The organism is Pseudomonas sp. LBUM1647 (assembly GCF_059716175.1).
Genome location: NZ_CP166809.1, coordinates 6,280,586 through 6,298,918 on the forward strand (window position 1 = coordinate 6,280,586; position 18,333 = coordinate 6,298,918).

General features: G+C 59.7%; 15 protein-coding genes. 7 read left to right on the forward strand and 8 right to left on the reverse strand.

The window, feature by feature from the left end; genetic code table 11:
- Nucleotides 1-210 precede the first annotated feature (210 nt).
- Nucleotides 211-1,803, forward strand: coding sequence for a hypothetical protein (locus ACA059_RS29080; protein WP_497631863.1), 1,593 nt, complete (start codon nt 211-213; stop codon nt 1,801-1,803).
- Nucleotides 1,804-1,889: 86 nt separating this feature from the next.
- On the opposite strand, the gene ACA059_RS29085 is transcribed toward ACA059_RS29080, so the two are convergent.
- The 7 genes from ACA059_RS29085 to bioB form a co-directional block, all read right to left on the reverse strand.
- Nucleotides 1,890-3,695 carry a phenylacyl-CoA dehydrogenase gene (locus ACA059_RS29085; RefSeq protein WP_497631864.1) on the reverse strand — a complete coding sequence of 602 codons (1,806 nt, stop codon included), beginning with the start codon at nt 3,693-3,695 and terminating at the stop codon, nt 1,890-1,892.
- Nucleotides 3,696-3,972: 277 nt separating this feature from the next.
- Nucleotides 3,973-4,269, reverse strand: a complete 297-nt coding sequence (locus ACA059_RS29090) for a pyrroloquinoline quinone biosynthesis protein PqqE (RefSeq protein ID WP_497631865.1) — start codon at nt 4,267-4,269, stop codon at nt 3,973-3,975.
- A 120-nt stretch (nt 4,270-4,389) separates the two neighbouring features.
- The gene (bioD, locus tag ACA059_RS29095; protein ID WP_497631866.1) at nt 4,390-5,070 is read right to left on the reverse strand and encodes a dethiobiotin synthase; all 681 of its coding nucleotides are present in this window, start codon (nt 5,068-5,070) and stop codon (nt 4,390-4,392) included.
- Nucleotides 5,067-5,879 carry a malonyl-ACP O-methyltransferase BioC gene (bioC, locus tag ACA059_RS29100; protein WP_497631867.1) on the reverse strand — a complete coding sequence of 271 codons (813 nt, stop codon included), beginning with the start codon at nt 5,877-5,879 and terminating at the stop codon, nt 5,067-5,069. The genes bioD and bioC overlap by 4 nt, the downstream gene beginning before the upstream one ends.
- Nucleotides 5,872-6,603: an alpha/beta fold hydrolase gene (locus ACA059_RS29105; protein ID WP_415758858.1), complete on the reverse strand. Its 732-nt coding sequence runs from the start codon at nt 6,601-6,603 to the stop codon at nt 5,872-5,874. Before ACA059_RS29105 ends, bioC begins: the two co-directional genes overlap by 8 nt.
- A complete protein-coding gene (gene bioF / locus ACA059_RS29110) occupies nt 6,596-7,774 on the reverse strand; it encodes an 8-amino-7-oxononanoate synthase (protein ID WP_497631868.1) in 1,179 nt (392 codons plus the stop codon). The genes ACA059_RS29105 and bioF overlap by 8 nt, the downstream gene beginning before the upstream one ends.
- 181 nt (nt 7,775-7,955) lie before the next feature.
- Nucleotides 7,956-9,011 (reverse strand): biotin synthase BioB, encoded by a 1,056-nt coding sequence (bioB, locus tag ACA059_RS29115; protein WP_059407420.1) that lies wholly within the window; start codon nt 9,009-9,011, stop codon nt 7,956-7,958.
- Nucleotides 9,012-9,103: 92 nt separating this feature from the next.
- On the opposite strand from bioB, the gene ACA059_RS29120 reads away from it, so the two are divergent.
- The 5 genes from ACA059_RS29120 (at nt 9,104) to rarD (ending at nt 14,864) form a co-directional block, all read left to right on the forward strand.
- Complete coding sequence (locus ACA059_RS29120) at nt 9,104-9,844, forward strand: ComF family protein (RefSeq protein ID WP_497631869.1); 741 nt, start codon at nt 9,104-9,106, stop codon at nt 9,842-9,844.
- A gap of 63 nt (nt 9,845-9,907) precedes the next feature.
- Nucleotides 9,908-10,672, forward strand: a complete 765-nt coding sequence (locus tag ACA059_RS29125) for a TOBE domain-containing protein (RefSeq protein WP_497631870.1) — start codon at nt 9,908-9,910, stop codon at nt 10,670-10,672.
- A 58-nt stretch (nt 10,673-10,730) separates the two neighbouring features.
- Nucleotides 10,731-12,632, forward strand: a complete 1,902-nt coding sequence (locus tag ACA059_RS29130; RefSeq protein ID WP_497631871.1) for a PhoX family protein — start codon at nt 10,731-10,733, stop codon at nt 12,630-12,632.
- Nucleotides 12,633-12,839: 207 nt separating this feature from the next.
- Nucleotides 12,840-13,814 carry a serine/threonine protein kinase gene (locus ACA059_RS29135; RefSeq protein ID WP_046045338.1) on the forward strand — a complete coding sequence of 325 codons (975 nt, stop codon included), beginning with the start codon at nt 12,840-12,842 and terminating at the stop codon, nt 13,812-13,814.
- Nucleotides 13,815-13,976: 162 nt separating this feature from the next.
- On the forward strand, nt 13,977-14,864 hold the full coding sequence (gene rarD / locus ACA059_RS29140) for an EamA family transporter RarD (protein ID WP_497631872.1): 888 nt from the start codon (nt 13,977-13,979) through the stop codon (nt 14,862-14,864).
- A gap of 215 nt (nt 14,865-15,079) precedes the next feature.
- Here rarD and ACA059_RS29145 read toward each other — a convergent pair whose 3' ends face one another.
- Nucleotides 15,080-15,598: a glycine cleavage system transcriptional repressor gene (locus tag ACA059_RS29145; RefSeq protein ID WP_007947710.1), complete on the reverse strand. Its 519-nt coding sequence runs from the start codon at nt 15,596-15,598 to the stop codon at nt 15,080-15,082.
- A 546-nt stretch (nt 15,599-16,144) separates the two neighbouring features.
- Between ACA059_RS29145 and ACA059_RS29150 the strand changes: the two genes are divergently transcribed.
- Nucleotides 16,145-18,322 carry a malate synthase G gene (locus ACA059_RS29150; protein WP_497631873.1) on the forward strand — a complete coding sequence of 726 codons (2,178 nt, stop codon included), beginning with the start codon at nt 16,145-16,147 and terminating at the stop codon, nt 18,320-18,322.
- Nucleotides 18,323-18,333: the final 11 nt, after the last annotated feature.

The following is an 18,333-nucleotide window of genomic DNA, read 5'->3' on the forward strand; positions in this document are numbered from 1 at the left end:
CAGATTTTGGATCGCCGGAGCAGGAAAGCCTTCAGAGCTTCGCGCTTGGCAACACCACGCCTCATGCAACATGCGCGCCATTGCGACTGTCAGTTATGACAGTATCGGCCGGTATTTTTACGGCGTTTAATTCCCTGTACCACTCACCGGAGCCCGACCACCACTTTCGGGATAGGAGAGTGTCGTCCGAACCTGACAGGAGTGACACGTATGGAAGACCCAATTATCGAGGCAGTCAGCACCACTTCACTTGCTCTGATTCGTGATGCGATACCCAGGCTGCTACCGCTGAGCGTGGTGGAAGCCATACCCAATTCCGGTGGCTTGATTCCCCTGACGGCGACGGCACGTGACCTGCGTATTGGCATCCCGGTATTGCCACAGCCCGGTCCCGCCGGGTCGCGCCCCATTATCCGGATATACGCAGAGTTACCGTCTCCGGGTGAGTATGAACTCGTTGCCCACCATCAAATGGCGGCGTATCCCGCCGGGGATTTCGAGGTGCTTGTACCGCGCCGCAGGGTAAACAGTGAAGGCGAGTATCGGCTCACGTACGTTCTGGATGATGGCGACAATTTACTGAGCGCCACCGCCAGCACCCGGTTGCTGATTCAGAAGACTGCACCTTTTGGCCTCCTGACCATCACACCACCACGCCCGCTGCTACCGCTCAACCTCGACACTGCGCTGATCAGCGAGGCTTATCTGCTCGCCAACGACCCCGTCATGTTCCGGATGCCACCGCACCCCGAAATCGATAACCAGATTGCCCTGCGCTACGTACCCTACTACGGCAATACGGATAGCCACATGCAGGTTTCTTACGCTGTTCCACCGGTGATTACGCTGCCCGACACTCCAGCTGACCGATTTATCCCCGTACCAGCGGCAACTATTCGCGCCCGAGGCAATGGCATACAGCAACTGACCTACCGTTGCATGGACCGGGCCGGCAATCGCGCTCGAGACTCATTGATCCTTGAAGTCAGGGTCGCGCTTCAAATAGCGCCTTCAAATATTCCCGTGCCGCGGGTGACCCAGGCTATTGCGCCAGACAACACGGTGACCCTGGCTGACATCACCCCAGCCGGGATGGAGGTGTGGCTGGACAGTGTCGACGGTTTGCAGATTGGCGACTCCATCACGGTGCTCGTCGGTACTACGGCGTCGGCGGCGGCGCTGACTGTTGTGTATGCCGGGCAGTCGTTGCCGATGCGGTTGCTGGTCCCTGTGGCGCGCGTGCAAGCCGCTGTTCCGGCAGCCACTGCCAGTGATACGCCGGCATCCGTCAGGTTCAGGATCACCAGTAGCGGGGTAAACTACGACGGGCTGGTCGCCAGGAATCTGATCTTCAATCTGTCGACCCTCATGCAGTTGCTGCCGCCAGTGGTGCAAAACCTGCGCAACGGCAATCTCACCTGCGACTCCCCGCAACCCACCGATGGGCCCCATTCCAACCGTAACATTAAGGTATTTATCCCGCCCTCGGAGCTCTTGCGGGCCAATGAGACGGTTACTGTGAACTGTACACTCAGTCGACAGGACGATGGCTCGACGCTGATCAATCCGCCAGTCACCGTCCCTGCCCAGCTGTCAGCCGACGCCGCGACGCTGGGTCAGACCTTGGACGTGCCGTATTCACGGACCATGGGCGTGATCGGCAGAGGGGTAATGTACGTCTTCTATACGACGCGCAATAGGCAGGGGGTCACGATTCGGTCAGCCCCGGTGGCCGTACCGGTCAGGGGTGTTTTGGCGGGGGACGTCTATTGCGACGGCAGGCCTTTTATCCCGACGCCTTGATGGACGCTGCAGCGTTGCGTGTCTGGCGCCCATAAAAAACCGCCGTTCCCAAAAGAAGCGGCGGTTTTTGAACAGCGGCGTGAGGCTTAGTAACCCAGCGCGAAGTCTTCTTCTTTCATGTCCATCAGGTTGTTGGCGCCCGACAGCATGGTGACAACGTGAGTGCGGGTACGCGGCAGGATGCGCTGGAAGTAGAAGCGCGCAGTCTGCAGCTTGGCGGTGTAGAACGCCGTTTCAGTGGTGCCGGCAGCCAGTTTTTCGGCAGCCAGACGCGCCATGTCAGCCCAGAAGTAAGCCAGGCAGGCGTAACCGGAGTACATCAGGTAGTCCACCGACGCCGCGCCGACTTCTTCGCGATCCTTCATGGCCGCCATACCGACCTTCATGGTCAGCTCGCCCCACTCTTTGTTCAGCGCTGCCAATGGCTCGACGAACTCTTTGACCGCTTCGTTGCCTTCGTTGGTCTGGCAGAACTTGTGGACGATCTTGGTGAAGCTTTTCAGGGCTTCGCCTTGAGTCATCAGCACTTTACGGCCCAGCAGATCGAGTGCCTGGATACCGGTGGTGCCTTCGTACAGCATCGAAATGCGGCTGTCGCGAACGTTCTGCTCCATGCCCCACTCGGCGATGAAGCCGTGGCCGCCGTAGATTTGTACGCCGTGGTTGGCGGATTCGAAGCCGACTTCAGTCATGAAGGCTTTGGCGATCGGCGTCATGAACGCCAGCAGTGCATCAGCCTTTTTCTTCTCTTCTTCATCCACGCCGTATTTGACGATGTCGACTTGCTTGGCCGTGAAGTAAACCATCGCACGGTTACCTTCGGCGAAGGCCTTCATGGTCAACAGCATGCGTCGTACATCAGGGTGCACGATGATCGGGTCAGCGGCTTTTTCCGGCGCTTTCGGGCCAGTCAGGGAGCGCATTTGCAGACGATCACGAGCGTATTTCAGACCGCCCTGGAAGCCGATCTCGGCGTGAGCCAGACCTTGCAGCGCGGTGCCCAGACGTGCGGTGTTCATGAAGGTGAACATGCAGTTCAGGCCTTTGTTCGCCGGGCCGATCAGGAAACCAGTGGCCGCGTCGAAGTTCATCACGCAGGTGGCGTTGCCGTGGATGCCCATCTTGTGTTCCAGGGAACCACAGGTCACAGCGTTGCGTGCGCCGACCGAACCGTCTTCGTTCGGCATGAACTTAGGAACGATGAACAGCGAAATGCCTTTGGTGCCAGCCGGTGCATCCGGCAGACGTGCCAGCACGATGTGGACGATGTTGTCGGCCATGTCGTGCTCACCGGCCGAGATGAAGATCTTGGTGCCGGAGACTTTGTAGGAACCGTCGGCCTGAGGTTCGGCCTTGGTGCGCAGCATGCCCAGGTCGGTGCCGCAGTGCGGTTCGGTCAGGCACATGGTGCCGGTCCATTCGCCGGAAACCAGCTTGGTCAGGTAAGCCTCTTGCTGTTCAGGCGTGCCGTGCTCGGAAATGGTGTTCATCGCGCCATGGGACAGGCCTGGGTACATGCCCCACGACCAGTTGGCTTCGCCAACCATTTCGCTGACAGCCAGGCCCAGAGATTCCGGCAGGCCTTGGCCGCCGTGCTCTACGTCGTGGGCCAGGCTTGGCCAGCCGCCTTCGACGAATTGTTTGTAGGCTTCTTTGAAACCGGTCGGGGTTTTGACGCCGGACTCGCTCCAGGTGCAGCCTTCGGTGTCACCCACGCGGTTCAGCGGAGCCAACACCTGCTCACAAAACTTGGCGCCTTCTTCGAGAATGGCGTCAACCATGTCTGGAGTTGCGTCCGAGCAAGCCGGAAGGCTCTGATAGTGCGCTTCGTAGCCGAGCAGTTCGTCACGAACGAAGCGAATATCACGCAAGGGGGCCTTGTAGTCAGGCATAGCGATAAACCTCTGCTGATGTAACCGGGAATGAACGACCGTGTTGATTTGTTGTGACGGTCAAACAGTTGTTTGAAACATACGTTTACGCCTAAATCTTGTCAAGCGCCGATCTTTTGCCGTTCGTCATCACCCGAGGCAAATACCAGACCCACAGCCACGCAACACCGTCGCCTGAGCAATACGCTGTGCAGAAGAGATTAGTTGAGCGAGAAGGACTTACGCAGAAAAACGCCGCGAATAGTCGCGGCGTTGAGGGGGCGAATTCAGCGAGGGTTCAAGCGAAGGTATCAATCAGCGTGCCGAGCACTTCGTCGGATGCCTTGGCGACTTTGACACCCAGTTCAACTTGAAATTTGCCTTGGGACATCTCGACCACGTTACTGGCCAGGTCCGACTGCTGACTGCGATCCACCGAGCGCAGACGATCAACCTGAGCCTCGGAAGACTGGCTGGTCACCGAACGTTCAATCGTATTGTTGGCGATCTGGCCAGAGGCTTGATCGACACGGTTCTGCCCTGTCTGAATAGTGCTCAGACCGGCATAAAAAGCGGTGTTTCCTGAGATTTCCATGGGAGAACTCGTCCTACAAAGGATCAACAGCGGCCATTGAAGCAGACCCACCGTCAAAAGGCCCGACAAAAACACTAATGGCACAGTGCCTTGTCATAGTTAAAACCCCTGCCAGAAAACTCAGTCCAATAGATCCAGCTGCAGATACTCCGCCACCGCTTCAGCCGTCACCAACTTGAGTTTCGGCACTCGTCCCAGGCACGGTGCAGGGATCCGCTCAGCGAGTGTCGCAAGGTTTTCTTCCAGACGCGAAGTCTTCGGATCGATGATATTGGCCACCCACCCCGCCAACTGCAAACCGTCCTGAGCAATCGCCTCGGCCGTCAGCAGCGCATGGTTGATGCAACCCAGGCGCACACCCACCACCAGGATGACCGGCAGATCCAGCGCCATCGCCAGGTCCGACAGATTGTCCTGATCCGCCAAAGGCACTCGCCAGCCTCCAGCACCTTCGATCAAGGTGAAGTCCGCTTGCATATCGAGAATTTCCTGCATGGGCGTCAACAGTGATTGCACCGTCAGTGCCACGCCGGCCTCCCGCGCTGCCAGGTGCGGCGCGATCGGCGGCTCGAACGCCATAGGGTTGACCTGCGCATAAGTCAAAGGCAACGAGCACTGCGCCAACAGCGCCAATGCATCAGCGTTGCGCAAGCCCTTGGGCGTCACATCGCAACCGGAGGCGACCGGCTTGCCCGCCGCCGTGCTCAAACCAGCCGACCGCGCGGCATGCAGCAAACCTGCGGCAATGGTGGTCTTGCCGACATCGGTGTCAGTGCCAGTGATGAAATAGGCTGCGCTCATAAAGGTTTCTCCAAAACGGCGTAGACCACTTGATAAGTCGCCGGCAATCCTTCGGCCTGGCGAAACCGCTCATAAGCCTCGATCAAACCGAGGATCCGCGCCCTGCCGGTCAAACCACCCGGGCGACCGGGGTTCAGGTTGTGGGCACCCAGCGCCTTCAGCTCATGGGTCAGGCTGCGCACATCCGGGTAATGCAACACATGCGGTCGGGTTTCCAGACTCGCGACGCTCAACCCACTGTCCGCACAAAGCTGTTGATAAACCCCGAACTCGCGGAAGCGGTTGACGTGCACCATGCCATCCACCTGACGCCAGCTGTCACGCAGCTCGAACAGTGTGCCCACGCACAGACTAGCAAACGCGAAAATTCCGCCAGGTTTCAATACACGATTGGCTTCACTGAGCACCGAAGCGAAGTCCGCACACCACTGCACCGCCAGGCTGGAGAAGATCAGATCGCAGGTCGAATCCTGCAACGGCAACCGCTCGGCATCGCCTGCGATGAAATGCGTTGCACCACCCAACGGCCGGGCGTGATTGAGCATGCCTTCGGCGATGTCCAGTGCCAGCCCGTGACTGGCAGGAAATCGCTCGCCCAATGCACGGCTGAAATGCCCGGTGCCGCAGCCCAGGTCCAGCCAGACACCCGGCACGAAGTCCTCCGGCAAACGACTCGACAATTCACTGCCAACGTCGCGCTGAAATTCGGCCACGCTGTCGTAGCTGGCCGCCGCACGGGAAAAAGATGCCGCCACCTGGCGTTTGTCGGGCAAACCGCCGGGCAGGTTGGGAAGGGATAAATCAGTCATCACCGGACTCATGCAAAAAGGCCTGGATCGCCCCCGCCACACCGTGAGGGTCTTCCAGAAGAAACGCGTGACTGGCCTGCTCGATCAGACCGATTTCAACATCCGGCAGCAATGTCAGCAGGTCCCCCGCCGCTTCGGCTGGAACCAGTCCGTCGAGGCCGGCGAACAAGTGCAGTTGCGGGCCGCGAAACGCCTGCAAAGCCTGGCGGGTATCCAGTTGTGCGAGCAACTCCAGGCCGCTCATCAGCACCTCTGCCGAAGTGTGTGGCGCCCCACCGAGCAACAGCCGAGACAACCCGCGCGGGTCTTCGGCACCCTGAGCGCAGAGCAGCGAAAAACGTTTCAACGTCATGCGCGGATCAGCCTTGCAGCCGGCCAGAAACGCATCGAAGGTCTCGGCAGGCATCGCGCTTGGCCATTGCTCATGGGCGACAAAAGAAGGATTGCTCGCCAGGGTCAGCAAGCCGCAGCAGCGATCGCCGCGCCGGGCCGCCAACTCTGAAGCGAGCATGCCGCCCAGTGACCAGCCGCCGAGCCAGGCGTCCTGAGGCACCGTCGAATCCAGCTCATCGAGCCACTCCTCAAGATCGCTCGATTCCAGTTCCGGCAACGGTTCGATTTCGACCCGCAAGTGTTCATCCAGTCCTTGTAACGCTGCCGCCAAGGGCTCCAGCGGAGAAATTCCGAGGCCCCAGCCGGGCAGCAGAATCAGACGATCACGCATGGCTTGGCTCCGGTCCCAGTTGTTGAAAACAATCGGCCAGTCCATTTAACAATAGCTGTACCTGCGCCTCGCTGTGAGCGGCAGTCAGGGTTACGCGCAGTCGGGCACTGCCGGCGGGCACGGTCGGTGGACGGATTGCCGTCACCATCAGACCGCGTTCACGCAGCATCTGCGACAGTCGAACCGCACGCCCGGCATCGCCGATCATGATCGGCTGGATCGGCGTGAAGCTGTCCATCAACTCCAGGCCAATTTGTTCGGCACCGTGGCGGAACTGGTGGATCAGCGTTTTCAGATGCTCACGTCGCCAGTGTTCGCTGCGCAGCAGCTCAAGGCTTTTCAGCGTCGCGCAGGCCAGCGCCGGCGGCTGGCTGGTGGTGTAAATGTAGGGACGGGCGAACTGAATCAGGCTCTCGATCAGCTCTTCGCTGCCCGCCACAAAAGCCCCGGCGGTACCGAACGCCTTGCCGAGGGTGCCGACCAATACCGGCACGTCTTCCTGACTCAGGCTGAAATGCTCGACGATCCCACCACCATTGGCGCCCAGCGGACCAAACCCGTGAGCGTCATCGACCATCAACCAGGCGCCTTTGGCCTTGGCTTCCCGAGCCAGCGCCGGCAGGTCGGCGATGTCGCCGTCCATGCTGAACACGCCGTCGGTGACCACCAGGGTATTGCCGGTCGCCTTCTCAAGACGCTTGGCAAGACTCGTCGCGTCGTTGTGCAGATAGCGATTGAAGCGCGCTCCGGACAACAGACCCGCATCCAGCAGGGACGCGTGATTGAGCCGGTCTTCCAGCACCGTATCGCCCTGCCCGATCAGCGCGGTGACCGCGCCGAGGTTGGCCATGTAACCGGTGGTAAACAACAGCGCGCGCGGGCGACCGGTAAAATCGGCCAAGGCCTCTTCCAGCGCATGATGCGGACTGCTGTGGCCAATGACCAAATGCGACGCCCCGCCGCCGACGCCCCAACGGGACGCACCGGCGCGCCACGCTTCAATCACTTGCGGGTGATTGGCCAGGCCCAGGTAGTCGTTGTTACAGAACGCCAGCAACGGCTGACCATCGACCACGACTTCCGGGCCTTGAGGGCTTTCGAGCAATGGGCGTTGGCGGTAGAGATTTTCGGCACGACGGGTAGCAAGGCGTGCGGCGAGATCGAAAGACATGCAGGCCTCGTGGATCAGAATTCAAAAGCGATGTCGCAGAACCTGTGGGAGCGAGCTTGCTCCGGGCGGCGTTCCGACGATGGCGTCGGTCCAGTCGACATCAATGTTGAATGTCAGTCCGTCATCGCGAGCAAGCTCGCTCCCACAATGTTTTGCATTCCTTCAGAAGATCGGCGGCGAATTAAACAGCGGCGTTATAGAACTGCTCGCTGCTCTTCTGCTCGACCAGCGCTTGTTCGATCGCGGCCTGATGCACTTCATCAGCGTGCTCTTCGCGCGCTTCCGGCAGGATGCCCAGGCGCGAGAACAGTTGCATGTCCTTATCAGCCTGCGGGTTGGCAGTGGTCAGCAGTTTGTCGCCGTAGAAAATCGAGTTGGCGCCGGCGAAGAACGCCAGGGCCTGCATCTGCTCGTTCATCGCTTCGCGGCCGGCGGACAGGCGCACGTGGGATTGCGGCATCAGGATGCGTGCGACAGCGAGCATGCGAATGAAGTCGAACGGATCGATATCGTCAGCATTTTCCAGCGGTGTACCGGCGACTTTCACCAACATGTTGATTGGCACCGACTCTGGGTGTTCCGGCAGGTTGGCCAGCTGGATCAGCAGATTGGCGCGATCATCAAGCGACTCGCCCATGCCGAGAATGCCGCCGGAGCAGATCTTCATCCCGGACTCACGCACGTAGGCCAGCGTTTGCAGGCGCTCGCTGTAAGTGCGGGTGGTGATGATGCTGCCGTAGAACTCAGGCGAGGTATCAAGGTTGTGGTTGTAGTAGTCGAGGCCGGCGTCAGCCAGAGCGACGGTCTGGTCCTGATCAAGGCGACCGAGGGTCATGCAGGTTTCCAGGCCCATGGCTTTCACGCCTTTGACCATTTCCAGCACGTAAGGCATGTCTTTGGCCGACGGATGTTTCCACGCCGCGCCCATGCAGAAACGGGTCGAACCAATGGCCTTGGCGCGAGCAGCCTCTTCGAGGACCTTCTGCACTTCCATCAGCTTTTCTTTTTCCAGGCCGGTGTTGTAGTGACCGGACTGCGGACAATATTTGCAATCTTCCGGGCAGGCACCGGTTTTGATCGACAGCAGCGTCGATACCTGGACCCGATTGGCGTCGAAATGCGCACGGTGCACCGTCTGCGCCTGGAACAACAGGTCATTGAATGGCTGAACGAAGAGTGCTTTGACTTCGGCCAAAGACCAGTCATGACGCAGGGTTGCAGTGGTGCTGGCGCTCATGGGTGTTTCCTTTGTTTTATGCTTGGCAAGCGGCTGGGGAATGGAATACCCACAGACGCGACACGGATGTTCGGCATATTTAAGGAAGACTCATGCGCTGTCAACCACGATACGATGGACCGGTTTACATCTGGTTAAAAAACAAACAATTCTGTTTGCTCTGTTCAGAACCCGCCGATGAATGCACACCTATCTGCATGGCCTGTGAAACAGAGCTGCCCTGGCTTGGCGATCAATGCCAAACCTGCGCTCTGCCGTTGCCCACCGCTGGTCTGACCTGCGGCCAATGCCTGAAGCAACCACCAGCCTTTGAACGAGTCGCTACGCCCTGGACTTACAGCTTTCCGGTAGACACGTTGATCACGCGCTTCAAACACTCTGCGAAGTGGCCGTTTGGCCGCCTGCTCGCCGAACTTCTCGCTCAGTTCCTGCAACATCGCTTTGATGAAGACCTGAATCGACCCGATGCGCTCATCCCGGTTCCGCTGGCCTCCAAACGACTGCGCCAACGAGGTTTCAATCAGGCCGCGATGCTCGCCCGCTGGCTCAGCGCAGGTCTCGATATTCCGTGCGATGAAGCGCTGTTGCTGAGGATTCAGGACACCAGCGCCCAACAGGACCTGAATGCCGAGGCCCGCAAAAAGAACCTGCGCAACGCCTTCGCCCTGACGCCCGATGCGTTCATCAACGGTCGTCACCTGGCGCTAGTGGATGACGTACTGACCACCGGCGCCACAGCCCAAGCCCTGGCTCGCCTGCTGATGGACGCCGGCGCCGCACGTGTCGACGTCTATTGTCTCGCCCGCACACCCAAACCCGGCGATGCACCCTGACTTGACTCCCAAGCCCCAAGCCGCCAACGTCCTTCCCATCGCCACAGCCCAAAGCGTCTTGCCATGTCCTTGCCTACGTTGTTGTCGCAGCACATTGTCCGTCGTCCGCAGCGCATCGCGCTGCTGCAACACATCGCCGAACAAGGCTCGATCACCCGCGCCGCGAAAAGCGCGGGGCTGAGTTACAAAGCGGCCTGGGACGCCATCGACGAGCTGAACAACCTTGCGCAAAAACCGTTGGTGGAGCGCAGTGTCGGCGGCAAGGGCGGCGGTGGCGCCAAACTCTCCAGCGAAGGCGAGCGCGTATTGCGCCTGTATCAAAAGCTGCAAGCCTTGCAGGCTCAAGTGCTGGAAGCCGCCGAAGATGCCAGCGACCTGGACCTGCTCGGCCGACTGATGCTCAGAACCAGCGCGCGCAATCAACTGCATGGCAAGGTTGTGGCGATAGATACCCAAGGGCACAACGACCGGATTCGCCTTGAACTGGCCGAAGGCTTGAGCATCGATGCGCAGATCACTCACGACAGCACCACGCGTCTGGAACTGGAAACCGGCACCGAAGTGGTCGCGCTGATCAAGGCCGGTTGGCTGGAGTTGCTGGGCATCGATCAAGTGGCAATACCCGGCAATAACTGCCTGAAGGGCGTCATCGAAGAGATTCTCGACGCCGAGGACGGCCCCAGCGAAGTGCGCATCGGCCTGCCCAATGGCCAGACACTCTGCGCGCTGGCCGAACCGTTGCACTTGAGAACCCTCGGTCTGGCCGCCGATAAACCGGTGCGGGTGCAGTTCGCGCCATCCAACGTTTTACTCGGTACACCGCTTTGAAACACCAGTGTCATTAACGCTCATTAAGGTGACTGCAAAAACCCGCAGGGAGCCTGATGTGAGCCTATTAGAAGACAACCAATCCACCGACCTCGAGAAAATGGTCGGCCTCAGCCGTCGAGGTTTCATCAGTGCCGGCGCCCTTTGCGGTGCAGCAATGTTCCTGGGCGGCAACCTGCTGAGCCGCAGCGTGCTGGCCGCCAGCGTTAGCGCCGGCTCCAGCAAACTGTTGGGTTTTGACAGTATCCCCGCCGCCACCAGCGACGCCATCACCCTGCCGCCAGGTTACAAATCTTCGGTATTGATCAGTTGGGGCCAGCCCCTGCAGAAGAACGGCCCGGCGTTCGACCCGAGTGGCAACGGTTCGGCCGAGCATCAGGAAGTCCAGTTCGGCGACAACAACGATGGCATGAGCCTGTTCGAATTCCCCGGTGACCATAACCGGGCGCTGATGGCGATCAACAACGAATACACCAACTATCGCTACCTCTACGCCCACGGCGGCATGCCGCAATCGGCTGCTGACGTGCGCAAGGCACTGGCCTGTGAAGGCGTGTCGGTGATCGAAGTGCAGCGCAAGAACGGTCAGTGGCATTTCGTCCAGGGCTCGCGCTACAACCGGCGCATTCACGGCAACGCGCCAATCAGCCTGAGCGGTCCGGCCGCCGGCCACGCGCTGCTGAAAACCAGTGCTGACCCACACGGCAAGAACGTCCTTGGCACCTTCCAGAACTGCGCCAACGGCAAGACGCCGTGGGGCACGTATCTGACCTGCGAAGAAAACTTCACTGACTGCTTCGGCAGCAGCAATGCCGAGCAAAAATTCGACGCCGCACAGAAACGCTACGGCGCGGTGGCGGCCAGCAAAGAGATCAACTGGCACCCACACGACGAGCGTTTCGACCTGGCGAAGAATCCGAACGAGCTCAACCGTCACGGCTGGGTAGTGGAAATCGACCCGTTCGACCCGCAATCGACGCCGGTCAAACGCACCGCACTGGGGCGGTTCAAACATGAAAACGCCGCCCTTGCCGAAACCAGTGACGGTCACGCCGTGGTGTACATGGGCGACGATGAGCGCGGCGAGTTCATCTACAAATTCGTCAGCCGCGACAAGATCAACCACAAAAACCCCAAGGCCAACCGCGACCTGCTGGACCACGGCACCTTGTACGTGGCGCGCTTCGACGCGGGCGACGGCAATGCCGATCACCCAAAAGGCCAGGGCGAATGGATCGAACTGACCCACGGTAAAAACGGCATCGACGCCAGCAGCGGTTTCGCCAATCAGGCCGAAGTGCTAATTCACGCGCGTCTCGCGGCCAGCGTGGTGAAAGCTACGCGCATGGACCGCCCGGAATGGATCGTCGTCAGCCCCAAGGATGGCCAGGTCTATTGCACGCTGACCAACAATGCCAAGCGTGGCGAGGACGGGCAACCAGTGGGCGGGCCGAACCCACGCGAGAAGAACGTCTACGGGCAGATTCTGCGCTGGCGTACTGACCGCGATGATCACGGGGCCAAAAGCTTTTCCTGGGACCTGTTTGTGGTCGCGGGCAACCCGGGTGTTCACGCCGGTACGCCTAAGGGCGGTTCGTCGAACATCACGCCGCAGAACATGTTCAACAGCCCGGACGGCTTGGGTTTCGACAAGGCTGGGCGGTTGTGGATTCTCACCGATGGCGATTCGAGCAATGCCGGTGATTTCGCGGACATGGGCAACAATCAGATGCTGTGTGCTGATCCGGTCACCGGGGAGATTCGCCGCTTCATGGTCGGGCCGGTGGGCTGCGAGGTGACGGGGATCAGCTTCTCGCCGGATCAGAAGACCTTGTTTGTCGGGATTCAGCATCCGGGGGAGAACGGTGGGTCGACGTTCCCGGAGCATCTGCCGAATGGCAAGCCGCGGTCTTCGGTGATGGCGATTTCCCGGAACGATGGCGGGATCGTCGGCGCCTGATTGGCCGCCATCGCGAGCAAGCTCGCTCCCACAGGGTTCTCCTTTGTGTCACAAATCGTGTGCACAACACGGGCCCATGTGGGAGCGGGCTTGCCCGCGAAGGCGTCAGCTCAAACAACACTCATCTCAAGCCCAACCCCTAAAGACACCCCGTCTGCGCTACCATGCTTGGCCGGACGCGGCAGCCTGCTGCGCGCAGGAGTCAGCATGGCCCACCCGTTTGCAACCCTCACCCCAGACCTCGTGCTCGATGCCGTCGAAAGCATCGGCTTTCTCAGCGACGCGCGCATTCTGGCGCTCAACAGCTACGAGAACCGTGTCTATCAGGTCGGTATCGAAGACTCCGAGCCGCTGATCGCCAAGTTCTACCGTCCGCAACGCTGGACCAACGAAGCAATTCTCGAAGAGCATCAATTCACCTTCGAACTCGCCGAGTGCGATGTACCGGTGGTCGCACCGATGATTCACAACGGTGCCAGCCTGCACGAACACAACGGTTTCCGCTTCACCCTGTTCCCCCGCCGTGGTGGCCGTGCGCCGGAGCCCGGCAATCTCGATCAGTTGTATCGCCTGGGGCAACTGCTCGGTCGTCTGCACGCCGTCGGCACTACAAAACCGTTCGAACACCGTGAAGCGCTGGGTGTGAAGAACTTCGGTCATGACTCGCTGACGACATTGCTCGAAGGCAATTTCGTACCCAAAAGCCTGCTGCCAGCCTACGAGTCCGTGGCCCGCGACCTGCTCAAGCGGGTGGAAGAGGTCTACAAGGCCACGCCGCACAAGAACATCCGCATGCATGGCGACTGCCACCCCGGCAACATGATGTGTCGCGACGAGATGTTCCACATCGTCGACCTCGACGACTGCCGCATGGGCCCGGCGGTGCAGGACATCTGGATGATGCTGGCGGGTGATCGTCAGGAATGTCTGGGTCAGTTGTCGGAATTGATGGACGGCTACAGCGAGTTCCACGACTTCGATCCGCGAGAACTGGCGTTGATCGAACCGCTGCGCGCCTTGCGCCTGATGCATTACAGCGCCTGGCTCGCCCGCCGCTGGGACGACCCGGCGTTCCCGCACAGTTTTCCGTGGTTCGGTACGGAGAGGTATTGGGGGGATCAGGTGTTGGCGTTGCGTGAACAGTTGGCTGCACTCAACGAAGAGCCATTGAAACTTTTTTAATTTCAAGATCAAAAGATCGCAGCCTTCGGCAGCTCCTACACGGTGTACGCAATCACTCTGTAGGAGCTGCCGAAGGCTGCGATCTTTTGCTTTCAGAAGCGACACATCTATACAACCGCCCTACAATCCCCTCTTTGTTAGCTGCCTAAGCAAGGATTCTGCATGCAAGCCGCCAACCCGCGCCGCGGGTACATCCTGGGCCTGAGTGCCTACATCATCTGGGGACTTTTCCCGCTCTACTTCAAAGCCATCGCCAACGTGCCCGCCGTGGAGATCATCATCCACCGAGTGCTCTGGTCCGCGCTGTTCGGCGCCTTGCTGCTGATGGTGTGGAAACATCCGGGCTGGTGGCGCGAGTTGCGTGACAACCCGAAGCGCCTGGCGATTCTGGCCCTGAGTGGCACGTTGATCGCGGCCAACTGGCTGACCTACGTTTGGTCGGTAAACAACGGGCGCATGCTCGAAGCCAGTCTCGGTTACTACATCAACCCGCTGGTGAACGTGCTGTTGGGCATGCTGATCCTTGGCGAACGACTGCGGCGCATGCAATGGCTGGCGGTTGGCCTGGCGGCGGTCGGCGTCGCGCAGCAGGTGTGGCAAGTCGGCAGTCTGCCGTGGGTGTCGTTGGTGCTGGCGCTGACGTTCGGTTTCTACGGATTGATCCGCAAGCAGGCACCGGTCAAGGCGTTGCCGGGGCTGGTAGTAGAAACCTGGATGCTGGTGCCAATTGCGATTGCCTGGCTGCTATTCAATCAGACGGCCACCAGCGCTCAGCCCGAATTCTGGACCACGTCCGAAGCCTGGTGGCTGGTAGCCGCCGGTCCGGTGACGCTGGTGCCGCTGGTGTGTTTCAACGCCGCTGCACGGCATTTGCCCTACACGACGTTGGGATTCCTCCAATACCTGGCGCCGACGCTGGTGCTGTTGCAGGCCGTTCTGCTGTTTGGCGAACATTTGTCGTCGAGCACACTGGTAGCGTTCATCTTTATCTGGGCGGGCCTGGCGGTTTACAGCATCGATGCGTGGATAAGTCTGCGTCGCCGCAGGTGATCAAAAAACGCACAAACCTCTACAGGCCACGTCTCCCGTGGCCTGCATCGATCCTTCCCAAGGTTATCCACAACGTGATCCCCGGCGTTTGTGCGCAAGTCCCTGAAACTGCTGGTTTTTTGATCAAATCCTGAAGAAGCCCGGCCGACGTGGCCTGGCGGGGTGTCTCTACAGGTTATCCACAGGCAGGTGCACGTATAACTTGGATAACCTGTTCAGGGTTCACTGCGCAGCACCAATTCGACCATCAAATCATCAGCCAGGGTTTCCAGGCGCGACTGCAGCACATCCAGGGACAACGTCAGCGGCACGGCCAGAATCGCTTCAGCGTGAAACAAAGGCTCGCTGCTCATCGGTGCCGGACGTACTTCGGTCACCAGACGCTCCAGGTTCACCCCCTGTTCACTCAGCAGACGCGTGATGTCGCGTACGATCCCCGGGCGGTCATTGCCCACCAATTCCATGGCAATCGGTTTCCAGGTACAGGATTGCTCGATACCGCTTTCGGCAATCAGCACGCGAATGCCATGGGCGGACAACGCCTGTAGGGCATCCACCAATTCATCGTAGGCCTCGGCCGGCACGCCCACACGAAGAATCCCGGCGAACTGCCCGGCCATGCGTGACATGCGGCTCTCCAGCCAGTTGCCGCCGTGCTCGGCGATGCATTGGGCAATGCGCTCGACCTGCCCAGGCTTGTCCGGAGCGAAAACAGTGAGTACGAGGTGGTCCATGGCGCAGCCCTCTTGTCATGACTTTTGTTATAGAAGACCAAGTATAGGCAAGGGCCGGGCCTTCGCTGATGCGTCTGACGCCATCGCGAGCAAGCTCGCTCCCACAAGGATCGTGCAGGCCTTTGTGGGAGCGAGCTTGCTCGCGATTGGACCGCCACCAATGAATCTGCCGAAAACAAATCGTGTACAAGTTTTTATATTTAACTGGAACAATCCAATAGTTTTTTGAGAACATCCCGTGCCCCGACGTGACCGCAATGCGTCATGGGGTCGCAGAACGACGTAATTAGTCTAATTTTCACAAGCGCAATTCATCATGTAGTATGCCGCAGCGCGCACTACATAACGTTGGATCGATGTCTGCCAAAGGCACAGTCGCTGCCCTGAAAGCCCTATCAGCAAGGCCTCAAAGCCGTTGATCGGTTCCATCCCAGCCGCCGAAATGGCATGTACTGGTGGAAGGGGTTTGTGGTTTAAATAGCCAGAGGCTTCATTGTTAAATTGAAGAGCTGAAAAGCGAAATAGCTGAGCAGAGTGAGGCAAGCAATGACTGAACACGTTCAAGTCGGTGGCCTGCAGGTCGCCAAAGTCCTGTTCGACTTCGTGAACAACGAAGCCATTCCCGGTACCGGCCTCACCGCCGATAAGTTCTGGGCCGGTGCCGACAAGGTCATTCATGACCTGGCGCCGAAGAACAAAGCCCTACTCGCCAAACGCGATGATTTCCAGGCTCGTATCGACGGCTGGCACCAATCCCGTGCCGGTCAGGCGCACGATGCCGTGGCTTATAAAGCCTTCTTGCAAGACATCGGTTATCTGCTGCCAGAAGCGGCTGATTTCCAGGCAACGACGCAAAACGTCGATGACGAAATCGCCCGCATGGCCGGTCCACAGCTTGTGGTTCCGGTGATGAACGCCCGTTTCGCGCTCAATGCCTCGAACGCCCGCTGGGGTTCGCTGTATGACGCGCTCTACGGCACCGATGCCATCAGCGAAGCTGACGGCGCGGAAAAAGGCAAAGGCTACAACAAGGTTCGCGGCGACAAGGTCATCGCCTTCGCCCGTGCCTTCCTCGACGAAGCGGCGCCATTGGCTGCCGGCACTCACGTCGATTCCACCGGCTACAAGATCGTTGACGGCAAACTGGTGGTCGCCCTTAAAGGCGGCAGCAATACCGGCCTGCGCAACGATGCACAGCTGATTGGTTTCCACGGCGATGCAGCGGCACCGACCGCGATCCTGCTGAAAAACAACGGCCTGCACTTCGAAATCCAGGTCGACGCCAGCACCCCGGTCGGCCAGACCGACGCTGCCGGCCTCAAAGACATCCTGATGGAAGCCGCGCTGACCACCATCATGGACTGCGAAGACTCGGTCGCCGCCGTCGATGCCGATGACAAAGTGGTGATCTACCGCAACTGGCTCGGCCTGATGAAGGGCGATCTGTCGGAAGAAGTCTCCAAGGGCGGTCAGACCTTTACCCGCACCATGAACGCCGACCGCACCTACACCGCCCTCGATGGCAGCGAATTGAGCCTGCACGGTCGCTCGCTGTTGTTCGTGCGCAACGTCGGTCACCTGATGACCATCGACGCGATCCTCGATAAGGAAGGCAACGAAGTGCCGGAAGGCATCCTCGACGGTCTGGTCACCAGCCTCGCGGCCATCCACAGCCTCAACGGCAACAACTCGCGCAAGAACAGCCGCACTGGCTCGGTCTACATCGTGAAACCGAAGATGCACGGCCCGGAAGAAGCGGCGTTCACCAACGAGCTGTTCGGTCGCATCGAAGAAGTACTCGGTCTGCCGCGCAACACGCTGAAAGTCGGGATCATGGACGAGGAACGCCGTACCACGGTCAACCTCAAGGCCTGCATCAAGGCTGCCAGCGAGCGTGTAGTGTTCATCAACACCGGTTTCCTCGACCGTACCGGCGATGAAATCCACACCTCCATGGAAGCCGGCCCGATGGTGCGCAAGGCGGACATGAAGGCTGAGAAGTGGATCGGCGCCTATGAGAACTGGAACGTCGATATCGGTTTGAGCACCGGCCTGCAAGGTCGCGCGCAGATCGGTAAAGGCATGTGGGCCATGCCGGACCTGATGGCTGCGATGCTCGAACAGAAAATCGCTCACCCGCTGGCCGGTGCCAACACTGCCTGGGTTCCATCGCCGACCGCTGCTGCGCTGCATGCGCTGCACTACCACAAGGTCGATGTGTTCGCCCGTCAGGCCGAACTGGCCAAACGTGCACGGGCTTCGGTGGATGACATCCTGACCATCCCGTTGGCCGTCAATCCAGACTGGACCGCAGAACAGATCAAGAATGAACTGGACAACAACGCCCAGGGCATTCTCGGTTATGTGGTGCGCTGGATCGACCAAGGCGTGGGCTGTTCGAAAGTGCCGGACATCAATGACGTCGGCCTGATGGAAGACCGTGCGACGCTGCGCATTTCCAGCCAGCACATCGCCAACTGGCTGCGTCACGGCATCGTCACCGAAGATCAGGTCATGGAAAGCCTCAAGCGCATGGCGCCAGTGGTTGACCGTCAGAACGCCAATGACCCGCTGTATCGTCCGCTGGCACCCGACTTCGACAGCAACATCGCCTTCCAGGCGGCCGTCGAACTGGTGGTCGAAGGCACGAAGCAGCCGAACGGCTACACCGAGCCGGTTCTGCACCGTCGTCGCCGCGAGTTCAAGGCTGCCAATGGCCTGTAACTAAGCGCTGA